This is a genomic window from Bradyrhizobium sp. Pha-3 (assembly GCF_042258325.1).
Classification (GTDB): Bacteria; Pseudomonadota; Alphaproteobacteria; order Rhizobiales; family Xanthobacteraceae; genus Bradyrhizobium; species Bradyrhizobium elkanii.
In genome coordinates this window covers 3,410,051-3,430,111 of sequence record NZ_CP170151.1, presented here as the reverse complement: position 1 = coordinate 3,430,111, position 20,061 = coordinate 3,410,051, and the positions used below count along the sequence as shown (strand labels likewise).

Genomic DNA, 20,061 nt, shown 5'->3' with positions numbered 1-20,061 from the left:
GCCTAGGCGTAAAAGGCGGCAATGCCCCGACGAAGCAGACAGATCCAACCTCAGGAAGGCAGTGTCTGCGCGCATAGCGCGTCAAAGGATGCGGCGAATTCGGCAAAGATGCGCTCCTCGGTGGACGACGCAAATTCAACTTTGCCCGACTGGTCAATTCGCATCGAGCCGGTTCCCAAGGGAGCCGTCTCGGGACCGCGGTCTTCTCGAAGAGAGAGCATCCGCTTGATCTCGGTCACGTACAGCTTCTCGTTCTCTGTCGCCCGCGATATATCCCGCTCCAATACTTTCTCGAGGGAGTCCCCGCGCTGCATGAATCCGCGGGCAATCAGCTTGTTTAGATTGGCGCGGATCCGCTGCGCGGGCGACAAGGTCGCCATATGCAGCAGGAAAAATCCAAACAACGGCGCCGGAGGCTTCTTTCCCTTGGCGATTTGGCAGTTGTGATTCACCTCTCCCGAGAAAGGCGCGGCAGCCGATCGGATCAACGGCTTGCCCCAGGTGAGGCCATTCCGGAGCGTGCCTAAATCGGTGCCGCACAACATTCTGTCGCGATAGGACGGCGCGTTGTACAGCCAAGTCGACGGGATAAACGCACCACCGTCCTTGTCGCTCAGGTGACGCAATATTGAAGCATCGCTCGTGAAGCGCTCGCCATCATAGAACGCCAGAAACTCGTCCGTATCCAGGAAGCAATGGAAATCGGAAGAAGCCGACAGGCTGGCGTAAAGCTCCTCGAAGTTTTTGGGGTTGTGCAGGTTGTTGTGAAATCCGCCGAAACTCGCGATCAGCAAGTCCGGCCCCAGCTCTTCGTAAACCGACAAGACCTTGCTGTCGGAAGATCCATTGTCAAAAATGATCAGGTTCGCATCGCCCACGATTTTCCTGTGATGGTCCACCCAATCCGCAAGGAAAAACGGATCATCCTTGGTCTTGAGAACGATCTTGAGCGCTCCATGGCTGCTCCGGATGCGATCGCAAATCGCCGTAGATTCATTTTCCCATGCAACCAGCTGCATCAAACACGGTCCCTGTGCGTTGCAATCAACATCGACTGGTTTTAGCCAATCTAAGCTCATCGCGCAGAAAAAGTTTGGCCCATCATTAGCCGCACTGTCAGTGGATCATTAGGGCGTTTTTGAAGAGAATCAACAGGATGTTTGGGAAAACAACGGCGAGCGCTCGAAGATGCTGACACGACGATTGTTTCTGGCCCTGGGCTCAGCTGGAGCCCTTAGCTATACGGTTGAGCGCGCTCTGGCCGCCAACCAAGTGGCTGCGCGCACCGACCGGCCTCTGGTGGGCGCGCTACGGTGGGACGCCTGGTATGCCCCCGGATCAACGCCAACCAAGGCAGTTGAAACATCACTCTCTCCCCAGCAGTACCATTGGCGAGTTCCATTCTTTGCGAAGGAGACCACCGGAAAGAGCCGCAGTGAAGTTGCCTTTCCGGAGATCACGCAACAGACGATCGACAAGGAAATCAAACAGGCCGTTTTCGCAGGCATCGACTACTGGGCGTTTGTCGCCTACGGCTCCGCCGATCCGATGTCGAGGGCTCTGAAAGTCTTCAGGGAAAGCCCGATCAAGAATGAGATTTCGTACTGCATCTTTACCGAGTTCCCTCGATGGGGCTCCCACGACAAGGTCAGCCCGCTGATTGACGAACACGTCAAACTCATGGGCGACAGCAACTACCTGAAAGTAGCGGGCGGAAGACCGCTGTATTTTCTCGGCTTCATACATGTTGCCGACGTTGAAAAACGATGGGGTGGGTTCGAGAACCTTCGAGCCCAGATCGAGCAATTCAGAGCGCGTGTAAAGGCTGCGGGACACGGAGATCCGTATCTGGTGCTCACCGGTGACAAGAAACTGCTCAATGAACAGGGCGCTTTCCTGACTGCCGACGCGGTTAGTTCCTATGCCGGAGTATACGGGAGCGTCCGTGGTTCCTACGCAGACCTCACGCGCGGAGCGGAGCGAGACTGGAATGAACTCGCCAAGAGCCGGCTTCCCGTCATCCCCACCGTGATGACCGGTTGGGATCGCCGTCCACGCATCGAACGCCCAGTGCCTTGGGAAGCCAAGCAGCGCCCGGGCGTGGGAATGGAAAACTTCTTCATTGCGCCGACCGGGGCGGAGCTGTCGGATCATCTGCACCGCTCGATCGAATGGAGGGCTGCTCAGCCGGGTGAGATGAAGTCTCCTGCGATCCTGATTTATGCCTGGAACGAAAACGACGAAGGCGGATGGCTTGTCCCCACCTTGCCCTGCAAGACCGAGCGCCTGGAGGCCTTGCGCAAGGTCCTGAAAGACCCGCAATCCAAGCAAAGGCCAAACCTTTGCTAGCTCTGACGCGCTGAGGCTGGCGCCCGCAAGCTCCTTCAGCTGCGACCGGGCGTCAGCCGTGACTTGGCGCGTGATCTGGCGTCAGCCGCGTTGTGCTAGCGCCATTCGGCCGGGACCGTCCATTGGTTCAGCTCCACGGTCCTGTGCTCGGCAAGATAAGGTGCGTAGAGCTGCCGCATCCAGAAGCGGAAGTTCGGGTAATTCCTGATCAGCTTGTAGAACGCCTCCCCCATGTTGAGCGGACTGAGACAGGTCCCGTTCGGTGGCTTGGACGTCATCGCGCGCAGTGAATAGCTGTGCATGCAAGCCCGCGTTTCGCTTTCGGCCACCGAACTTAGTCCACGGAAGCTGTTGGTCGCATGCAATCGATACATGTATTGATCGGATTCCACATATTTTGGTTCGACGATCGTGATCGCGCGCAGCGCGAATTCCCAATCGTGACAATATTTGAGGTCCGCGAACCAGCCGGCCTGCCTCAATAGTTCAGCGCTCAACACAAAATTTCCCGTCGAGGCGGCGATCTGCGACTCCAGGAAGGACCACGACAGCGGGCGATCGGCGCTTACCGCCTGGCTCGTTGCGTATCTGAGACGCGCCGGAAACTGAAAGCTCTTGATGGACTTCCCATTCTCGTCGATTGGTTCAATCGCGGAGAAGCCGAAGAACAGCTTTTCAGCGCCATGGCGGCCGACAAATGTCTCGACCCGCTCTTTCGAGAACGCGTCGTCCGAATTGAGCAGGAAGAGCATCTCGCCCTTTGCAAGGGACAGCGCGCGATTCCAGGTAAAGTGAGCTCCCATGTTGGTGGGATTCTTGAGCAGTTTGCATGATGCAAAACGCTTTGCGAACGACTTCCGCTTCAGAAGCCTTTCGGCCAGTTGGAAGCTGTTGTCCGGCGAATTGTCGTCGACAATGATCAGCTCAAGTTTGGGATATGTCTGGTCGAAGACCGTCTCGAGACAATGCTCGAGATAGGCCTCGTGCTTGTAACAAGCAATCACCACGCTGGCTAACATAGGACTCTCAACTCAATGCCGAACGACCAGGGAATGGCTTGATCCAACCAGCAGGTTTTCTCCTTCGCCAACCTCAAGCATCGAAAGCCTGTACTCTCCGTCCGGCAGTCCCTTGAGCATGAAGCTGACCTCGAAGCCGAAGCAGCACTCGCGCGCGGTCGCCTTCATATACTCCGTGACGTCCATTCGCTCGTGCCAATCGATGACGAGGCAGTACCCGCTTTTGCCGGCGTTCGTCTCTCCTTCCGGAGACAACACCAGAAACGAGATGCGGTTTCTCAGGGGCTCGAAGCCATCCTTGGCAAAAACCCACCCTCGGACCAGCACTCTGTAGCGCGGGTCCACCACCACGCGCTCCTCCGTTTGCGAATTGATATTCTCGATCACAAACATCGAGCCATCCGGACTTGCGATGGCTCCCTCAATTTCGACCGGCAAGCCTTCGCGAATACTCTGGAATCCGGTGAGCGCGACTTCATTGCGCTGCAAATTGGCGAGTACTTCGACATGAACTGCAGCGCTCTTGATCGTCTGCTCAAGCTCCGATCTGCTCAAGCAGTCCAGCAGCGCGGAGTTCGAGCGCAGTTCTGCCGAGATCGACTCGCCGGCAGACACACGCCTGACGACATCGAGATAGGCACGGCCGAAACGCGAGTCCGGCTCCAGGTGGGCTCCCTCGGCCCATTCGTTCCACGAATTGATGAAGACGATCGGCTGTTCGAAAGAACTCCGGCGAGCCCGCTCCGTCGCCTCGCGAAGCCAGACTTCGAATGCCTCGGGGCTTGATCTGACGAACACATGTCCACGCGAGCCCTTGCGCGGCGTGTTGTCCCAGCGCGGCATCACGGTTGGAAAGAACGGAAACTCATAGACCTTGCCGAGCGTCGAGCGCATGGCTTCGAGATAGTCGTAGAGCTTGCCGGAGAACTCCGTCGGCGTCTCGACCTCCGCTCGGCTCAGCTCCCGCGCATTGACGGTATGGGGCGGGAATTCCACGGCGGCATCGCAATGGAATTCTCGTGGATCGAACTCGCCGAAGGTCATCGCATTGCAAATCAGCAGCTCGCCGATGCCGAGTTGCCTTGCACGCACCCGCCAGGTCTGGAACAGGCGTTCCTTGTCCGGGATCAGCGAGGGACGGTAGATGAGAAGTATCTTGCGACCGTCAACGGTGATGTAGCGATCATCCAGGAGGATATCGGCCATATCGTCAATGAAGCGAACATCATCCTCGAGGGAGTGGTTTTGGCCGAGCAGGAGCTCGGTATCAGAACCATCCCATCGCCGTGACCAGTTTTCGTTCGCCCAGCAGATGCAGAACGGGATGTTCGGCTCTCCGTCCTCCAGCAAAAGCCTCAGCGGCCGCTCCAGCAATCTTCGCCCCTGAAACCAGTAGGCGTAATAGCAAAAGCCGTGAACGCCGTAACGGCGAGCCAGGTCTGCCTGCTGCTGGCGCGTCTCGACCAGTCTCATGTCATAGAAGCCGAGATCCGCGGGCAACCACGGAGACTGGTGCGTAGGAAACTGCGGACGCATCTGGGAGACGTTGGTCCATTCGGTGAAGCCAGGACCCCACCAACGGTCGTTCTCCGCGAACGAATGGAATTGCGGCAGGTAGAAGCAGACGTAGCGCACCTCTTTCACGGAGGCGGCGCCTGCCATGGCGGCAACCAGTTTCTTGTCGTTGTTCGGAAACAGCAGATCGTCGTAATCGTCGGTCGAGAAGCCGAGCGCGACGACCACCTCGTTCGACTCGAGTTTCTCGAACAGCGGTATTTCGTAGTATTCGCCGTCGTTCAGGCTGATGCGCAGGTAGATCTGCACAGGCTTGCGTTCCAGCAGCGTATTCTTCAGGGCGCGCGCCAGACGACGGCGCACGCCCGGCGTGGATAGATTGATGCGAAATCCGGGGCGCCCGATCACGGTGTGCGGACCGACGCTGGCCGGCACAGACCGGCCCGTCCGTCCCTCTTCGACACAGTGGGAAGCCACAAAAAGCGATATCGCAACGGTCGAAGCAGGCGACTGCGCATCCACAATCCAGCCGGAGATCACTCGCCCGGAGTGCTCGAGGATCGCACCACGCAGCCTCGGTCCCGACTGGAGATCGCCGACATCGGGATCCAGGAATACGCTCTGCGATTGATCGTCCTGCTGAACCGGACTGGCAACGGGCAACATATCCTTCGTATCCCTGACGCTCCGTTCCACCATCTTGTTCATCGCTTCTCAATCTCCTACCAACGTCTAACGCTGGTTCCAGTTTCTTTCTCAGCCGTGCGGAAGATCGATATCCCGAGATCGCGTTGCCGTTCAAACCTGCCCCGGATCGTGACCTGATGCTTATCAGTCAACTTCACACAACCACAATGAGTATTTGTTGGCGACGTCCACATTAACGCAATCTCTCTGTCGTCGATATGAAAGCCACCGTTAGTTCTGCCCAGATTGTCGCGCGAAGCTGCCTGCTTCGTTGCCTTCGCGCCTAAAAACAAAGCCGCTGCTCATCGTCTGCGGCCGCGTGCGAAGCCCGCCTCCAGCAATCTCAGCCAACACTCACGCCCATTGCCTGCAGACGACGTCGCGCGCCTTCGTTGTTCTGCTGTGCCGCTTGTCGATACCAGTGCAGCGCCTGATCGCGGTCCTGCGCGACGCCGTCGCCGGCGCGCAGCGCATCGCCGATCGCGAGCTGGGCTTCGACCATGCCCTGCTTCGCCGCGGCCTCGAACCATTCGGCCGCCTTCGCCGGATCGGCATCGCGCCCCTGTCCCCGGCCGAGCATCACGGCAAGGTTGTATTGCGCCGTCGTGTGGCCCTGGCGCGCCGCCGCCTCGTACCACGTGACGCCCTTGGCGAGGTCCTGCTCGACGCCCTGCCCGGTGCAATACATCACCGCAAGCTTGAACTGCGCCGCGGCGTTGCCGCCGTCCGCAGCCTTGACGATCCAGCCGGCGGCGGCCTGCGGATCCTTGAGGCCGCTCTTAGGATCGGAATACAGCAGCGCCAAAGTGTGCTGGGCTTCGACGTGCCCGGCGCTTGCCGCACGCTTGAACCATTGGGCTGCGGCCGGAACATCGACGGCGCCGCCGGATCTGCCCATGTGAAGCCCGCCCAGCTGAAATGCCGCAGCCGGATGGCCCGCCTCGGCAGCGTCGGTCAGCAGCGCACGTGCTTGCGCAAGACGCTCCGCGGACGGCTCATCCTGGATAAGAAACATCGCATAGGCCGTCTTCGCGTCGGCATCGCCGCCGTTGGCCGCCTTGCTGAGCCACTCCGCGGCGCGCGCTTGATCGCGCGGCACGCCGTTGCCCGCCGAGTAGAGCCGGCCGAGTTGCACGCCGGCGGCGCTGATGCCTCCCTCGGATGCGCGCTCGAACCACTTGATCGCAGCCGCGACATCGCGCGCCACGCCCCTGCCATTGAGATAGAACACCGCAATGTTGTGGGCCGCCGTGGCGTGGCCGCCTTCCGCCGCACGCTCGAACCATTTCGCAGCCTGGCGAATGCTGGGCGGAACGCCGGTGCCGGTGGCATAGAAGCGTCCGGTCAGGAACTGCGCCTGCGTATCGCCGCGCTCGGCCGCCTTCTCGTACCAATACGCCGCCTCGCGCAGATCCGGCTCGGCGGCAGTCCCGAGCGCATAGAACTCAGCCAGCGCCTGGATCGCCGGCAGGTAGTCCTTCCGCGCCGCCTTGCGCAATGCGGTCTCGGCCCTGTCGAGATCCCTGACAGCCCCTTTGCCGCTCAACCGCAACAGCGCAATGTTGTAGAGCGCGATCGTATCGTCATGCGCAGCGGCGCTCTGGAACAGCCGTGCGGCCTCTTCGACATTTTCGGGAAGCCCGGTACCCTTGAGGCACATGAAAGCCAGCGCAACCTGTGCGCGAACATGTCCCTGCTCGGCGGCCTTCTGATACCAGATCGCGGCCTGCGCGAAATCGACGGGAACGCCGCGGCCCTGATAATACACATCGCCGAGTGCGAATTCGCCGGACGCCGCTTTCTGCTCGGCCGCGGCCTGATACCAGCGCAGGGCTGCAGCGTGATCCCGCTCGCAACCTTGGCCGTTGGCGTACATGTTGCCGAGAATCGATTGCGCCTCCGCCTTGCCGGCTTCCGCCGCGACCGACATCCAGAGGAATGCGGCGTCGACGTCCTTGGCCACGCCTATCCCGTTCGGGAAGACCAGATCGTGGAGGTTGATCGCCTTGTCGCCGAGACGGGCCGCAGTGGATTGTCGCCACATCTCGGGCCTGTTCGGACCGAGCGTCGCCTTGACCCCGTTGAGGTAGATCAGGCCGAGCTGGAATTGCGCATCCAGATGTCCATTCAGCGCGGCGCGCTCATACCACGCGACCGCGTCCGGAATGCTGCCGATAACGCCCTCGTTCCGCGCATAGAGCAGCCCGATCCGGTAATCCGCCTCGGGGTTGCCCGCCCGCGAGGCAAGCCGCCAAAAGCGCAAGGCTTCAAGGTATCGCCCGTTCTCGTAAGCCTCCAGTCCCCGTTCAAACTGCTTTGAGTCTGAACGGGAGGAGTCGGGCCGGAGCAACTCGAGCAGGGATCTCGTCGACTCCATCATGGCTCGCGCATCGCTTCCGTCATGCCGCGCAGCATGTCACTGAGCAGATACATCGCCACCGAACGGGTGCCGACATTGACGTCGCCCTGCAGCGTCATGCCCGGGATGAGGCGGAAATTGTTCGGAACATTGGTGAAGTTGGTCTGATCGACCGAGCATCGCGCCTTGTAGTAGGCATCGACGGGCTTTCCGTCGTCGTCAGTGGTGAAGGCGCCTTCGCTGATCCAGCGTATCTTGCCCGCCGCCGTGCCGTGCTCCGCCGCGTTGAAGGCATCGACCTTCAACGTGCAGGGGTCATTCGGCCGGATAAAGCCGACGTCGCGGGACAGCACCTGGATCTCCGCCTCCAGCCGCGTCTTGAGCGGCATCAGCGTGATGAAGGGATCGCCCGGCTTCAGCACGGATCCGACCGAGAGCTTGGCAAGGGTGAGGACGACCGACGGCTCGGCAGCCGTCCATCGGACCAGGTCCTGATGCTTGATGGCCTTGTCGTAGGCTGCCCGGGCCGTATCCAAATTGTTGCGCGTCGTGACCAGATCCTGGCTCAGCTGCGCGTTCCACTGCTCGATGAAGGCCTTGCGATCGGCCCTCAGCGAGTCGAGCTGGTGTTGCGCTTCCAGCAGCGTGTTGTGCGTGTTGTCGATCTGACGCAGCAACTCCAGGCGCGTATCCTGCGACAGATACAGGTTCAGCTTGGACCCGCTGCCGCTTTCGGCAAGGGTCGAGCGCATGTCCTCGATCTTGCCGGCGATCTCGGCGCGTTGACCATACCGCTCGTCGTCCTTCTTCGCCTTCGAGATCGTCGCTTCGGTCTGGCTGATCTTGGAATCGTAACTCGTCACCTGCGCGCTGTACTGGGCGACGCGCTGGTCGTAGAGCGCCTTCTGCAAGGCGTTGTACCGGGCGGCATCCGGATCCTTGGCGTTGCCATACGACAGCGGCTTTCCGGACAATTCGGCCTCGTCACGCGCAACCTGCGCATCGAGGCTCGCGATCTGCAGCTTGTACTGGGTGACATCGGCCGCGGTGAAGGTCGAGTCGAGGGTCGCAAGCAATTGTCCCGTGTCGACCTGCTCGCCTTCCCGAACATCGATCGTCTTGATGATCGACGGGTCAAGGGCCTGCAACACGTTGATCTGATCGACCGGAACGATCTTGCCGCGGACGCTGGTGATCACCCGATCGAGGCGCGTCAGGCACATGATCGCCACGATGGATACCAGCAGCGCCGACAGCACGAACAGCGTCGCACGGGCCAACATCGGCTCGGGCGCCTCGCGGATGGCGTCGGTTTCGGACTGGAACTGGCGAACGGTCGCGAGCGACGCTTGATTAGGAGACAAGGGTCGGACTCCTGAAGTTAGGCTTGTCGTTGCGGCCCGTCGGAACGAGATGCGTGTTCTGCTGGTACCAGAGCGAGCTGTAGATGTCGTTGCGCTCCAGAAGTTCCTCGTGGCGACCGATATCGTTGACCACGCCGCGATTGAGCACGAGGATCGCGTCGGCCTTCGTCAGCGACGACAGGCGATGCGAGATGATGATCAGCGTGCGGCCGTGCGCGATCCGCGAAATGTTCGCATTCACGATCGTCTCGCTCTCCGCATCGAGCGCGCTGGTCGCCTCGTCCAGGATCAGGATGGGCGGATTGACGATCAGCGCGCGCGCGATCGCGAGGCGCTGACGCTGTCCGCCGGAGAGGTTGGTGGAGCCCTCGTAAACGTAGGTCTCGTAACCCCGCGGCAGCTTGTCGATGAATTCCTCGGCGCCGGCCAATCGCGCCGCCCTGACGACGTCGTCGAAGGTCGCGTCCGGCTTTGCCGCGGCAATATTCTCGCGGATCGTGCCGCTGAACAGGAAGTTCTCCTGCAGCACGACGCCGACGTTGCGCCGCAGATGGTCGACATCGTATTCCCGAACATCGATACCGTCGACCTTGATCAGCCCGCCATAGTCGGAGTGCAGGCGCTGCAACAGCCGCGTGATCGTGGTCTTGCCCGAGCCGCTCTTGCCCATCACGCCGAGCGTCGTGCCGAGCGGAATCTCGAATGAGATATTGTTCAGCGCCGGCGACACCGCGCCCTTGTACTTGAACGTGACGCCGGAGAACTCGATCAGGCCCTTCAGCGGAACCCGCACGCCATGGCCAGAGCGTCCCTCCTCCGGCAGCTGATTCACCAGATTGCCGACGATGGTGACCGCGGTGCGCGCCTCGTCATACTGGTTGATGAGTTGGGCCATCTTCATCAGCGGGCCGGCAACACGTTGCGACAGCATCAGAAAGGCAAACAGCGCCCCGACATAGACCGGATCGCCGCTCGATACGGCGAGGTAGACGCCGAGTGCATAGGGAGCGCTGACCGCCAACCGTTCCAGCGGACGGACCAGCGTCTGGATCATGTTTCCGGTCATGCCTTCGGCAAGACGCGCCTTGGCGGCGCGCGCAACGAGCACATCCCACATGTGCCGCTGGCGCGTGTCGAGCGCCAGCGATTTGATGGTCCTCATGCCGTTCAGGCTCTGGATCAGAAACGCCCCCTGCGCGCCTTCGGCGGCAAGAACCGCCGAGGAGCTCCTCCGGTACACGGGCAGCATCAGGATGAGCCAGACCACGATCATCGCGGCAAAGCCCAGAACCATCAGCGTCATGATCGGGCTGAAGAAGAACATGACGGGCAGGAAGAAGATCAGCGTCGTCGAATCGAGAACCGTCCCGAACAACTGCCCGGTCAGGAAGCCGCGAATCCGGAACACTTCGCGGATGTCCCGGGAAATCAGGCCGACGGGATTCTGCTCGAAATAATCGATCGGCAGATTGAGCACCTTTTCGAACACGTAGGTCGACAATTTGACGTCGAGGCGTGCCGTCAAGCTCTGAACGAGGTATTGCCGCAGGAACGAGAACGCCGTCTCGAACAGGATGATCACCAGCATCGCGACGCACAGCACGTAGAACGTATTGTACGCCTTGTAGAAAATGACCTTGTCCGAGAGCAGCCTCCAGAACATGATCGGTGCCAGCCCCATGAAGCCCAGGACCAGCGCCGCGATCGCGACGTCGCGCATGATGCGCCGTTCGCGGAACACGAGGGCAACGACAAAACCGAAGCTGAACGGCTGCGTCTCGTCCGAAATCTCATAGTCGCGCTTGGCCATGACGACGTCGCCCGACCAGATGTCCTCAAAGCGCGGTTGATCGATGACGAGCAGCGCGTCCTCGCCGGCATTCGGATCCTGCAGGACCACCCGGGAGCTGTTTTCATCGCCTTCGAGGCGCAGCAGCACCATGTGGCTGCCGTCGCGCAGCCGAACGATGGCCGGCAGCGCCCTCTTGAGATGGCTCAGGCCCTTCCAGTCCAGCGTGACGGCCTTTGCCGTCATGCCCGAGGAATTCGCGCACTTCAAAAGCTCGGCCAGCGTGACTTCCTGGTCGCCCAGGAGGTTGTCGTGGATCAGCTGGGACGGGGTCAGATGCAAACCATGCTGTCTTGCCACGATGACGAGACAAGCGAGACCCGAAGGTGGCAGTGCCTCCACCGAAGGTGCGCCGACGAGCGAGAGGTGTTTGGTCATGGATGCCTCGAAGTTTCGACTGCGCAAGGTCCGGTCCCCAGCGAGATATAACTTATCACTGTTAGTTCGCTAACGCAGCATTTTCAGCGCGTCACCCGAAAAAGATATGCATCACGGCAGGCCGCGAAGCCAGTTTCGAGCACGTTCTCGTGCGACTTAACCAGGGAACCTTATAACATTGTTTAACATCGACAAATCACGAGTCGGCGGTCACCGTCTCCTGGAAGTCGAATCCGCAGGCCTCCAGCTGTGGCCTGATCCGCTCATCCCTCGCCTCCGGCATGAGTGCCAATGCGCAGATCTCGAAATTCCCGCTCCGAACCGACACCGTCGGGAAACCGGCGCTGAGCAGCAGGTTCCCCATCCGCTCGGTCGAAAAGCCGGTCTTGTGCGCCATGTGGTGGCGCCCCTGCTCGATCGCGCCGGAATGCCCGTAGATCATGTCCAATGGCCGGATCGGACCTGCCGGCGAGACGTAAGCGATCGCACCGAGGCCGCGCGTCAACATGTGCTGAGCGACCGCCTCGAGGTCGGGAGACATGATCAGTGCGAAGCCGTCCGGTTTGAGCACTTCGCGGAACTGGACGAATGTGGGGTGAACCTCATGGGCATAGAGATGCTCCATGACATGAGAACACCAGATCGCATCGAACGAGGCCACCGGGAACAATCGGGAAAGATCGGTGATCGAGCCGACGACGTCGGGGTTCACGCCGCTGTCGACGTCTAATCGAATCTCGTCCCATTCATGCGATGTCAGGAGCGGCTGGATGCGCTTGGTAACCGTCGATCCAGCGCCGGCATTCAGCATTTTCTTCTTGGCCAATTCGAGAGCTCCGCGGGTTCGTTAAGCGGCTGAGTTCTGCAGCGATCGTTCGTCTTGACCAAAGGCGCCAGGGCCGCGGATAGCGATCGCCACAGCTCCGTCGTGTCAAGCGAGCGGCACGCTTTACAAAAGCTACGTGGTCCGAATGTGACGGACTAACTTCTAACATCCCTTGTCGGAAATGCCCGAGGCGGAACTTGTGATTGATTTGATGCATCCGACGCGGATCGGTCGACAAAGTTCCAATCGGGATGTGCGCACGCGCTTCCACTGATGCGAGCCGAACTCATCGCGTGTGCGTCACGATCATGAACGGCCGCGTATTCGATCATTCAATCACCCATTCCTGACGGGTCATGCCGGCGATCAAAGAAAAAAGCGCCGCCTCAACCTCGGTTGGGGCGGCGCCTTCGCTTAGTGCAGACCTAGGATCTTACAGCTTGGTCGAGTTACCATCGTTGAAGATCAGGTATTCGATGTTGCTGATCTGGGTCACCTGACCATTGCTGAAGGTGATGTCCAGAGAACCGTTCGATCCAGAGCTGATGTCGCTCACGTCGGTCGAAGCGTGATCCAGGAAGGTCAGGGAGTCCTTGTTGCCGCCACCGCCATCGATGGTGTCGCTGCTGGTGGCATTGTTCAGGTAGAAGTAGTCCTGACCGGAGCCGCCAACCATCGAGGCCGTACCGGTCTCGGAGCCGACGAACGAGTCCTTGCCGTCGCCGCCGATCAGCGTCTGCGTGCCGGAGCCGGCGACCAGCGTGTCGTTGCCGGAACCGCCATACAGCGTGTCGTTGCCGGCACCGCCATAGAGCGAGTCGTTGCCGTTACCGCCATCGAGCGAGGTCGCGTGCGACGCATCGCTGCCCGAGTAGAGCACGTCCTTGCCGTTGCCGCCGAACTCAGAAGCAGTCTGAGCACCGCCGACAAGGAGATCGTTGCCGTTGCCGCCATACAGCGTGTCGACACCGGAACCGCCATACAGCGAGTCGTTGCCGGCGCCGCCGTCCAGGCTGTCGTTGCCCGCACCAGCGTACAGCGCATCATTGCCCTTGCCGCCATCCAGCGTGCTCGAATTGCCGGCGGTGCTGCCGGACGCCAGCACGTCGTTGCCGTTGCCGCCGCTCAGCTGCGACGAGCCGCCGCCGTAAATCGTGTCGTTGCCGGCGCCACCGTTCAGGGTGTCAGCACCGGAGCCGAACAGCAGATCGTTGCCCCTGCCGCCATCCAGCGTGCTGTGACCAGAGGCGTTGTCGACCAGCACGTCGTTGCCGGAGCCCGCATCGATCGAGTCGTGACCGGCACCGCCGAAGATCGTGTCGTTGCCGGAGCCGGTGAGAACCGTCGTGTCGCCGGTGTTGTTGATGAACACCTGATCGTCGCCGTGACCGGTCGCGACCAGCACCGGGGTGCTGCCGTTCACCGTCAGCGTCACGTCGCTGTTGGTATTTTCGATGATCGCCTTCAGGTTGGCGTCGGTGTTAACAGTGTTAATCGGGTTGTTCTCGATCAGAACATTGGCGTTCGGATCCGGGTTGGTGATCCCAGACCCCTCCTGCACCGGTATCGTCGCGCCGTTATCCGGGCTGGTGTATCCGATCCCCGCGTTGATCAGATAGTCAAGAATCTGTTGCTGGGTCGAGTGATCGATCGTTGAGTTGATCGCCGCTTTGAGGTCCGTCTGGTCTAGATTGTAAGTCGCCATCGATGTAGCCCCTGCTTGGGATACGAGGATTCAAGCCGCTCGCCCACACTTAAGCTGTTGATTCACAACTGGTTTGTTGCGATGCAACCCAAATGTGGACCCAGGTTACGAACTTGTTAAGTCCATTGTTAAGTCCACCAAGTCGGAGTGTCAATCAGCAATGTGCTGTTAACACTAGGTTCCACGAGGTTTATGTGAGACTTAGCGCCGCTTCGGATGCGCTATAACATTCAGCGCAGGCCGATCGCCAATGTTAGCCGCGGCGCAAAAAGGGTAGTGATTATACGGGGTTTCACGGGAGCCCAGGATACCGCGGGCGCGCTGAATTTCACTGACGCTGTGAGCGCTTCGACGGGATTTTCTGATCTGAAAAAATATTTCTGCATCGCGTGAGACGTTTTGCAAAAAAGCGTCAAACTTCGCAGCCGGCCCCCCACCGGCCAGTGTTATAACGCCGCTTGGCCGCAGTTTGCGGGCTCGATCCAGCGAGATCCATGGAATCACCCGCAGAATCAGCGCCATTCGACCGCGCGATTAAAACCCGGCGCGACGCCGACCGGACGCCGCACTGTAACAAATTAACACCAGATTTGCCGCAATATGTTAGCGACGCCAGCATGGAACCGGCGAGACGAGCCCCGATCGCGGGCCGCGCGCCGGCCAGCGGCGATCATCCACCGGCGGCGCGCGCGTAGATGGCCTCGAGCAGCCGGCGGTTCTCGTCCGGCGCGTAGCGCTCGAGATAGGCGGCTCGCGCGGCCCGCCCCCATGCGGCGGTCAATTCGGCGGCGCCGAGCACCTCACCGATCCGCTTTCGGAGCGCGGCCGCGTCGCCCGGCGGCATCAGCGCGCCGGTCTTGCCGGCGGTCACCACCTCGGCAAGTCCGCCGATCTCGGACGCGATCACCGGCGTGCCTCGCGCGAAGGCCTCGACCACGACCATCGGAAATCCCTCGTACCATAGCGACGGCACCACCAATGCCTGGGCATTCGCCATTTCCCGAAGCACCTCACCGCGCGAGAGCCCGCCAAGGAACGCGACATTGCCGGGCGCCCGAGCCTCGAGCGCGACGCGCTCAGGCCCCTCGCCCACGATCCGCAAGGACATGCCGGTCCCTGCAACGGCCTCGAGCAGCACGCCGACGCCCTTCTCGCGGCTCAGCCGTCCAACGTAAAGCAGCCCGGCGCGCGGCGCCGCCGGATCGGGCGCCCCCGGATCGGCCATGAAGTTCGGTTTCACGTCGATCCGGTCTGCGTCGAAGCCGGCCTGCGTGAACAGGGTTTTGGCAAACTGCGTCAGCGCGATCAGGCGCAGCCCGGGACGCGTCCAGGTGCCGCGGCGCTGGTGCTGTGCGATCATGTAGGCCGAAGCGATCGAGCCCGGAAGCGATCCGCGGTAGCAGCGGTGCACGACGCCCCAGAGATGTCCACGGTCCAGGCACTTGTGGCAGATGCGGCCGTCGCGCAGCAGCATGCCGCCGGTGCAGATGGTGCGATAATTGTGCAGCGTCGCCACCGCGGGCACGCGCTTTTGCCGGCAGAGATCGAACACCGCGGGCGACAGCAGCGGGAAGAAATTGTGGACGTGCACGACGTCGGGGCGAAAGCGGTCGATCGCCTCCGCCACGACCCGCTTTCCCTCCGCATTATCGGCGATCGACAGCGTGGTCGTGATGCGCGCGGCGAGCGAATTGATCGCCTGGTTGCTGACCGTGAACATTTCAACGCTGTGTCCTGCGGCGCGCAGCAGGTCGACTTCCGCTTCAAACACGACGTCCTCGCCGCCGCGTCCCTGATACCTGTTGTGAGCGACCAGGATCTTCATGATCGGGCCGGGTCCGAGAACCAGCTCAGCTCGGTCATCAGGCTTTGGCCAGCGGCGAGCGTGCCGGAGCCGATCAGCGTCGTCGCCGGCACCTTGAGATCGAAGGACGGCGAATACCAGCCGGCCGGTATGGTCTCGTCACCCCGATACGGCATCCAGCTGAGTGCCGCCGGCAGATCGAGCTCGCCGCGCCCGCCCGGCCATGCGAGCTGCGCCCTGTGCCCTTCGAGCCTGCATTCGACGTCGGGCCCGAGATGCCAGCTGAGGCTCGCCGGCACCGCAAGCCCTTCATCGGCAAGCACGGTATCGGTGACGACGAGCCGCGCCGCCTGACGCTGCAATTGCACCGAGCGGCGATGCACGACACCTGCTTCGTCCCGATATCCCGAATGCTCCGCGACCCAGCTCGCATCCGCATCGCGATCGTCCAGGCCGCCTGCTGCGACAAGCCGGCTCTGCGCATGCCGTGTCCAGAGAAACGGCCCGCCCGACACCGACTGGTCGCGCGCGGACAGGCAGAGCGTGTTGTGCGCCAGCGTGGAGCGGAAGTAGGCCCGCCATCGCGGATCGCCATGGTAGCAATAGGTGCCGGGGTCGGCGAAGATCTCCACGCCGCCGATCCTGCATTCGAGCGACAGCGCGTCCGCATGGGCGTGGGCGGCAATGCGGCCGAAGCCATGCGGGCCGTGGTCACAACGGCACCACACGGCGCGCTCGGAATCGATCAGAAAGGTCTGTCCCGCCCCTTCAAGCAAATGCGGGCGGCACTTGGGCCGCCCAGCGATCGCGCGGGCCTCGATGCCGTCGGTGAGCACAAAGCTGCGCAGATCAGGCTCCGGCGATTTGGGCCACCATGGCAGAGCGCCGAACAGGCGCGCTCCGCTGGCGAGCAGGCCGAGCCAGCGATTACCGGCGTGATCGTCGAGCTGCAGGCCGATGCCGTCGTCACCGTCGCCCTGCCGCGGAGGATGACCGCGATCGTCCAGCATCGCGGCAATGACGTCGCTCATGCGGCACATCGTGGTCCAGACCGCATCGCCAAGCGGATGTCCGGACGACTGGCCCTGCACTGCCGCCGCCAGCAGCAGTTCGAGCACAAAACCATGATAGTCGGTCGCGAGTTCGCTGTTGCTGCCGCAGGCAAGCGTCTGCGCAACGGCTTCGTGTGCCAGCGTGCCGGCCGATTGCTCACGCCATCGCGCACTGTCCTGGAAGAACGGAAACACGCAAGCCGCTACGAACTGCCCGGCAGCCTCCGCGATGAGGTGGTTGTTGGCCGAGGATCCACGGCTTGGGAATTGCGACAGCCAGTATTGATGCGCATAGAGCTGCGTCAGGAACAGATCGTTGTTCTCGAACAGCGCAGCAGCCTCGGGCCAGTTCTGCAGCAGCTGGCGTACCCAGGCCCATGAGATCAGCCGCACGCCAAGCTCGATGCCGCTGATCCAGTGCGGGCCGCGCGGGAACGGATTTTCGCGCCACCAACTCGCCAGATGCTCGGCCGCGCGCCTCGCGTAGCGCTCGTCGGAGGTCAGGTAATACGCGGCCGCGAGCACCGTGAGATGGTGGTGACGCGACGGCTCCCAGATGTATTTGATGTTTCCGACCGCGGTTTCGTCACGATAGGGAACCGCGAACGCGTGCACATCGGCCGGCGCCCGCTTGCCGCTTCTGATATCGACGAACCAGTCGGGCCGTTCGCCGAGGGCCTCATGATCTCTGGCGAAAATCCGCCAGTGCCCGGCGAGAATCCGGTCGGCGCTCTGGATCAACCGTTCGGCGGCCTGTTGCGGGGCGTGGGCGGGCAAAGGCAGCGGCTTCAGGCGCGGCTGCCGCGGGCCGGGAGCGAGTTTGGCGCTGGCGCGCCGAGCGATATCGGGCGGAGTGATCCGCCAGAGCAGATGCAGCAGCTGATCGTTCACCCGTCCCGCAAGCTCGGACGGCTCCATGCGCTGCAGCCTGCGCAGATACCAGGCCGGATTCATCTCAACGCAGTCGAGGCGCGCGCGACGCCCTGCTCCGCCGCGCCGGCCGTCAGATCGATCGGCATCCCGGCGGCCGCGCTTTCCTGCACGGCAAGCGTCGCGCGCGTGGTCGCCAGCAGCGAGTCGAGCGCAATCGGCATCGCAGCTCCCGATGCGACCGCCGCGATGAAGGCATCCAGCATCGGCCGCTGGCCCTTGTCGAGCCGCGCTGTCTTGGCCGTGCGCTGTCCGGCGTGCCAGACCTCGAAGCCCGAGAAATTGTCGAAGGCGGCAAAACCCGTGCTTGCCGATATCTCGAGCGCTTCCTTCGGCACCCGCGGATCGCCGCCGGTGAGATAGCTGAGGCTCGCGACCGAACCGTCGGCAAAGTCGAAGGTGGCGACGAGATTGTCGACGTCCTTGCCCGCCGTGCTCGCGGAGACACGCACCGGCCCGGCGCCGAGCCACCAGCACAACACGTCGATGAAATGGCCGCCCTCGCCGACGAAGCGGCTGCCTTCGCTCTCGGCCTGCAGATACCAGGATGACTTCTCCAGCGGCCCGGCGATGACGCGATATTGCAGGGTCTGCGGTCCTGCCGGCGCAAACGCCGCGCGCATGCCCTGCAGCAGCGGCGAAAAGCGGCGGTTGAAGCCGACCATCAGCCGGTTGTTGCCGGTTTCCCGGATCACCTGCTCCAATCGATCGAGCGAGTTTGCATCGATCGCCAAGGGCTTTTCGACAAACACCGCCTTGCCGGCGCGCAGCGCCTGCGTCGCGAGGTCGGTATGGGAGGCATGGCGCGTTGCGATCAGCACGGCATCGATGTCGTCGGCGCCGAGCACCGAGGCCGCATCCGTCGAGGCACGCGCGAAGCCGAACTTGCGGACCGCAGTGGCGCCGCTCAGGCCGGTATTGGTGGCGACCTCGACGAGATCGACGCGCTGGTTATTCGCAAGCTGCGGCAACAGCATGCTGGAGGCATAATTGCCGGCGCCGATGACGCCGAGCCGCACCCGGCCGCTGCGCGGGGCAACCGCCGGACGATAGGTCATCTGCATCGCGCGGGGAGCGGCGTCCGGATAGGCGAACACCATGCCGAGACCGACCTCGCCCCGGCTCATGCGCTCGAACGCCGACGTCGCCTGCTCCAGCGGCACCATTTCGGAAATCAGCGAGGAGAAATCGAGCCGCCCGTCAGCGAGCAGCGCGACGATCGCTTCCATATTGCGCCTCTCGGTCCAGCGCACATGACCGATCGGATAATCGATGCCGCCCTCCTCATAGAGCGGATCGTAGCGGCCGGGGCCGTAGGAGCGCGAGAAGCGCACGTCGAGCTCCTTGTCGTAGAATTCGTTCCACGGCAGGTTCAGCGTGCATTTGCCGATATCGACAATGCGGCCGCGGTCGCGCAGCAGTGCCGCCGAACGCGAGGCGAGATCGGGATCGTCGCTGCCTGCGGTGATGAACACGCAGTCGACGCCGCTGCCTGCGGTCAGCTGGTCGATCCGGGCGCGGAATTCGGCCGCGGCATCATCCGATGCGACGGCACAGACCGCGGCGCCCGCAGCCTCGGCCTGCCGGCATCGCGCCTCGAGCCTGTCAAGCCCGACGACCACGACACCGGCGCTGCGCAGCAGCCGCACCATGATCTGCCCGATCAGGCCAAGGCCGATCACGCAGGCGGTCTCGCCGAAACGGATCTCCGACTGGCGCATCGCCTGCAGCGCGATCGAGGCGATCGTGGTGAATGCGGCCTGGTCCAGCGCAGCGCTGTGCGGCAGCGGCACGCAAAGGTTCACCGGCACCCAATTATATTCAGCGTGGGTTGCATATTGATTGCCGCCGCAACAGACGCGCTGTCCGACCGAGAAGCCGCCGACGCCCTCGCCGACCTCCACGACGGTACCCGACAGCGAGTAGCCGAGCGGCGTGTAGGAATCGAGCCGGTTCATCACCTTCTGATAGGTCGCAAGCAACCCCTGCTGACGGACCGAGCCTACCACCTTGGCAACCTGGTCGGGTCGCGCGCGCGCCTTGCCGAGCAGCGACAGGCGGCCTTCGGTGAACTTCATCATCTCGGTGCCGGTCGACACCGCGGAGAACGCCGTGCGCACCAAAACCCCGCCGGGGCGGCAGCGCGGCGCCGGCACATCGATCAGCTTGAGCTCGCCGCTCTTATAGTTCTGCGCGATCTGCTTCACGGTCGGTCAATCGCCTC

At 62.2% G+C, this 20,061-nt stretch carries 12 protein-coding genes; 1 reads left to right on the top strand and 11 read right to left on the bottom strand.

Going from position 1 to position 20,061, the window contains the following annotated elements:
• Positions 1 to 50 precede the first annotated feature (50 nt).
• The gene (locus tag ACE10X_RS15900) at positions 51 to 1,019 is read right to left on the bottom strand and encodes a hypothetical protein (protein WP_038387932.1); all 969 of its coding nucleotides are present in this window, start codon (positions 1,017 to 1,019) and stop codon (positions 51 to 53) included.
• A gap of 169 nt (positions 1,020 to 1,188) precedes the next feature.
• Between ACE10X_RS15900 and ACE10X_RS15895 the strand changes: the two genes are divergently transcribed.
• Positions 1,189 to 2,349 carry a hypothetical protein gene (locus ACE10X_RS15895; RefSeq protein ID WP_304556404.1) on the top strand — a complete coding sequence of 387 codons (1,161 nt, stop codon included), beginning with the start codon at positions 1,189 to 1,191 and terminating at the stop codon, positions 2,347 to 2,349.
• 95 nt (positions 2,350 to 2,444) lie between these two features.
• Here the strand turns inward: ACE10X_RS15895 and ACE10X_RS15890 are convergent, their stop codons facing one another.
• The 10 genes from ACE10X_RS15890 to ACE10X_RS15845 all read right to left on the bottom strand — a co-directional run bounded on the left by ACE10X_RS15890 (position 2,445) and on the right by ACE10X_RS15845 (position 20,044).
• Complete coding sequence (locus ACE10X_RS15890) at positions 2,445 to 3,368, bottom strand: glycosyltransferase family 2 protein (protein WP_038387934.1); 924 nt, start codon at positions 3,366 to 3,368, stop codon at positions 2,445 to 2,447.
• A gap of 12 nt (positions 3,369 to 3,380) precedes the next feature.
• A complete protein-coding gene (locus tag ACE10X_RS15885; protein ID WP_038387935.1) occupies positions 3,381 to 5,591 on the bottom strand; it encodes a glycoside hydrolase family 99-like domain-containing protein in 2,211 nt (736 codons plus the stop codon).
• A gap of 322 nt (positions 5,592 to 5,913) precedes the next feature.
• Positions 5,914 to 7,947, bottom strand: coding sequence for a tetratricopeptide repeat protein (locus ACE10X_RS15880; RefSeq protein ID WP_038387936.1), 2,034 nt, complete (start codon positions 7,945 to 7,947; stop codon positions 5,914 to 5,916).
• Positions 7,947 to 9,293: an HlyD family type I secretion periplasmic adaptor subunit gene (locus ACE10X_RS15875; protein WP_038387937.1), complete on the bottom strand. Its 1,347-nt coding sequence runs from the start codon at positions 9,291 to 9,293 to the stop codon at positions 7,947 to 7,949. Before ACE10X_RS15875 ends, ACE10X_RS15880 begins: the two co-directional genes overlap by 1 nt.
• Complete coding sequence (locus ACE10X_RS15870) at positions 9,283 to 11,520, bottom strand: peptidase domain-containing ABC transporter (protein ID WP_038387938.1); 2,238 nt, start codon at positions 11,518 to 11,520, stop codon at positions 9,283 to 9,285. The genes ACE10X_RS15875 and ACE10X_RS15870 overlap by 11 nt, the downstream gene beginning before the upstream one ends.
• Positions 11,521 to 11,716: 196 nt before the next feature.
• Positions 11,717 to 12,331 (bottom strand): methyltransferase domain-containing protein, encoded by a 615-nt coding sequence (locus ACE10X_RS15865; protein WP_038387948.1) that lies wholly within the window; start codon positions 12,329 to 12,331, stop codon positions 11,717 to 11,719.
• 448 nt (positions 12,332 to 12,779) lie between these two features.
• Positions 12,780 to 14,051 carry a calcium-binding protein gene (locus tag ACE10X_RS15860; RefSeq protein WP_038387939.1) on the bottom strand — a complete coding sequence of 424 codons (1,272 nt, stop codon included), beginning with the start codon at positions 14,049 to 14,051 and terminating at the stop codon, positions 12,780 to 12,782.
• 670 nt (positions 14,052 to 14,721) lie between these two features.
• Positions 14,722 to 15,876 (bottom strand): glycosyltransferase, encoded by a 1,155-nt coding sequence (locus ACE10X_RS15855; protein ID WP_038387940.1) that lies wholly within the window; start codon positions 15,874 to 15,876, stop codon positions 14,722 to 14,724.
• On the bottom strand, positions 15,873 to 17,861 hold the full coding sequence (locus ACE10X_RS15850; protein WP_038387941.1) for an alginate lyase family protein: 1,989 nt from the start codon (positions 17,859 to 17,861) through the stop codon (positions 15,873 to 15,875). The genes ACE10X_RS15855 and ACE10X_RS15850 overlap by 4 nt, the downstream gene beginning before the upstream one ends.
• A complete protein-coding gene (locus tag ACE10X_RS15845; protein WP_038387942.1) occupies positions 17,858 to 20,044 on the bottom strand; it encodes a bi-domain-containing oxidoreductase in 2,187 nt (728 codons plus the stop codon). Before ACE10X_RS15845 ends, ACE10X_RS15850 begins: the two co-directional genes overlap by 4 nt.
• Positions 20,045 to 20,061: the final 17 nt, after the last annotated feature.

Bases quoted from the DNA above. Each gene is read 5' to 3' on its own strand.
- ACE10X_RS15870 (WP_038387938.1), bottom strand. From the start codon at position 11,520: ATGACCAAACACCTCTCGCTCGTCGGCGCACCTTCGGTGGAGGCACTG.
- ACE10X_RS15880 (WP_038387936.1), bottom strand. From the start codon at position 7,947: ATGGAGTCGACGAGATCCCTGCTCGAGTTGCTCCGGCCCGACTCCTCC.
- ACE10X_RS15890 (WP_038387934.1), bottom strand. From the start codon at position 3,368: ATGTTAGCCAGCGTGGTGATTGCTTGTTACAAGCACGAGGCCTATCTC.
- ACE10X_RS15850 (WP_038387941.1), bottom strand. From the start codon at position 17,861: ATGAATCCGGCCTGGTATCTGCGCAGGCTGCAGCGCATGGAGCCGTCC.
- ACE10X_RS15865 (WP_038387948.1), bottom strand. From the start codon at position 12,331: ATGCTGAATGCCGGCGCTGGATCGACGGTTACCAAGCGCATCCAGCCG.
- ACE10X_RS15895 (WP_304556404.1), top strand. From the start codon at position 1,189: ATGCTGACACGACGATTGTTTCTGGCCCTGGGCTCAGCTGGAGCCCTT.
- ACE10X_RS15860 (WP_038387939.1), bottom strand. From the start codon at position 14,051: ATGGCGACTTACAATCTAGACCAGACGGACCTCAAAGCGGCGATCAAC.
- ACE10X_RS15900 (WP_038387932.1), bottom strand. From the start codon at position 1,019: ATGCAGCTGGTTGCATGGGAAAATGAATCTACGGCGATTTGCGATCGC.
- ACE10X_RS15855 (WP_038387940.1), bottom strand. From the start codon at position 15,876: ATGAAGATCCTGGTCGCTCACAACAGGTATCAGGGACGCGGCGGCGAG.
- ACE10X_RS15885 (WP_038387935.1), bottom strand. From the start codon at position 5,591: ATGAACAAGATGGTGGAACGGAGCGTCAGGGATACGAAGGATATGTTG.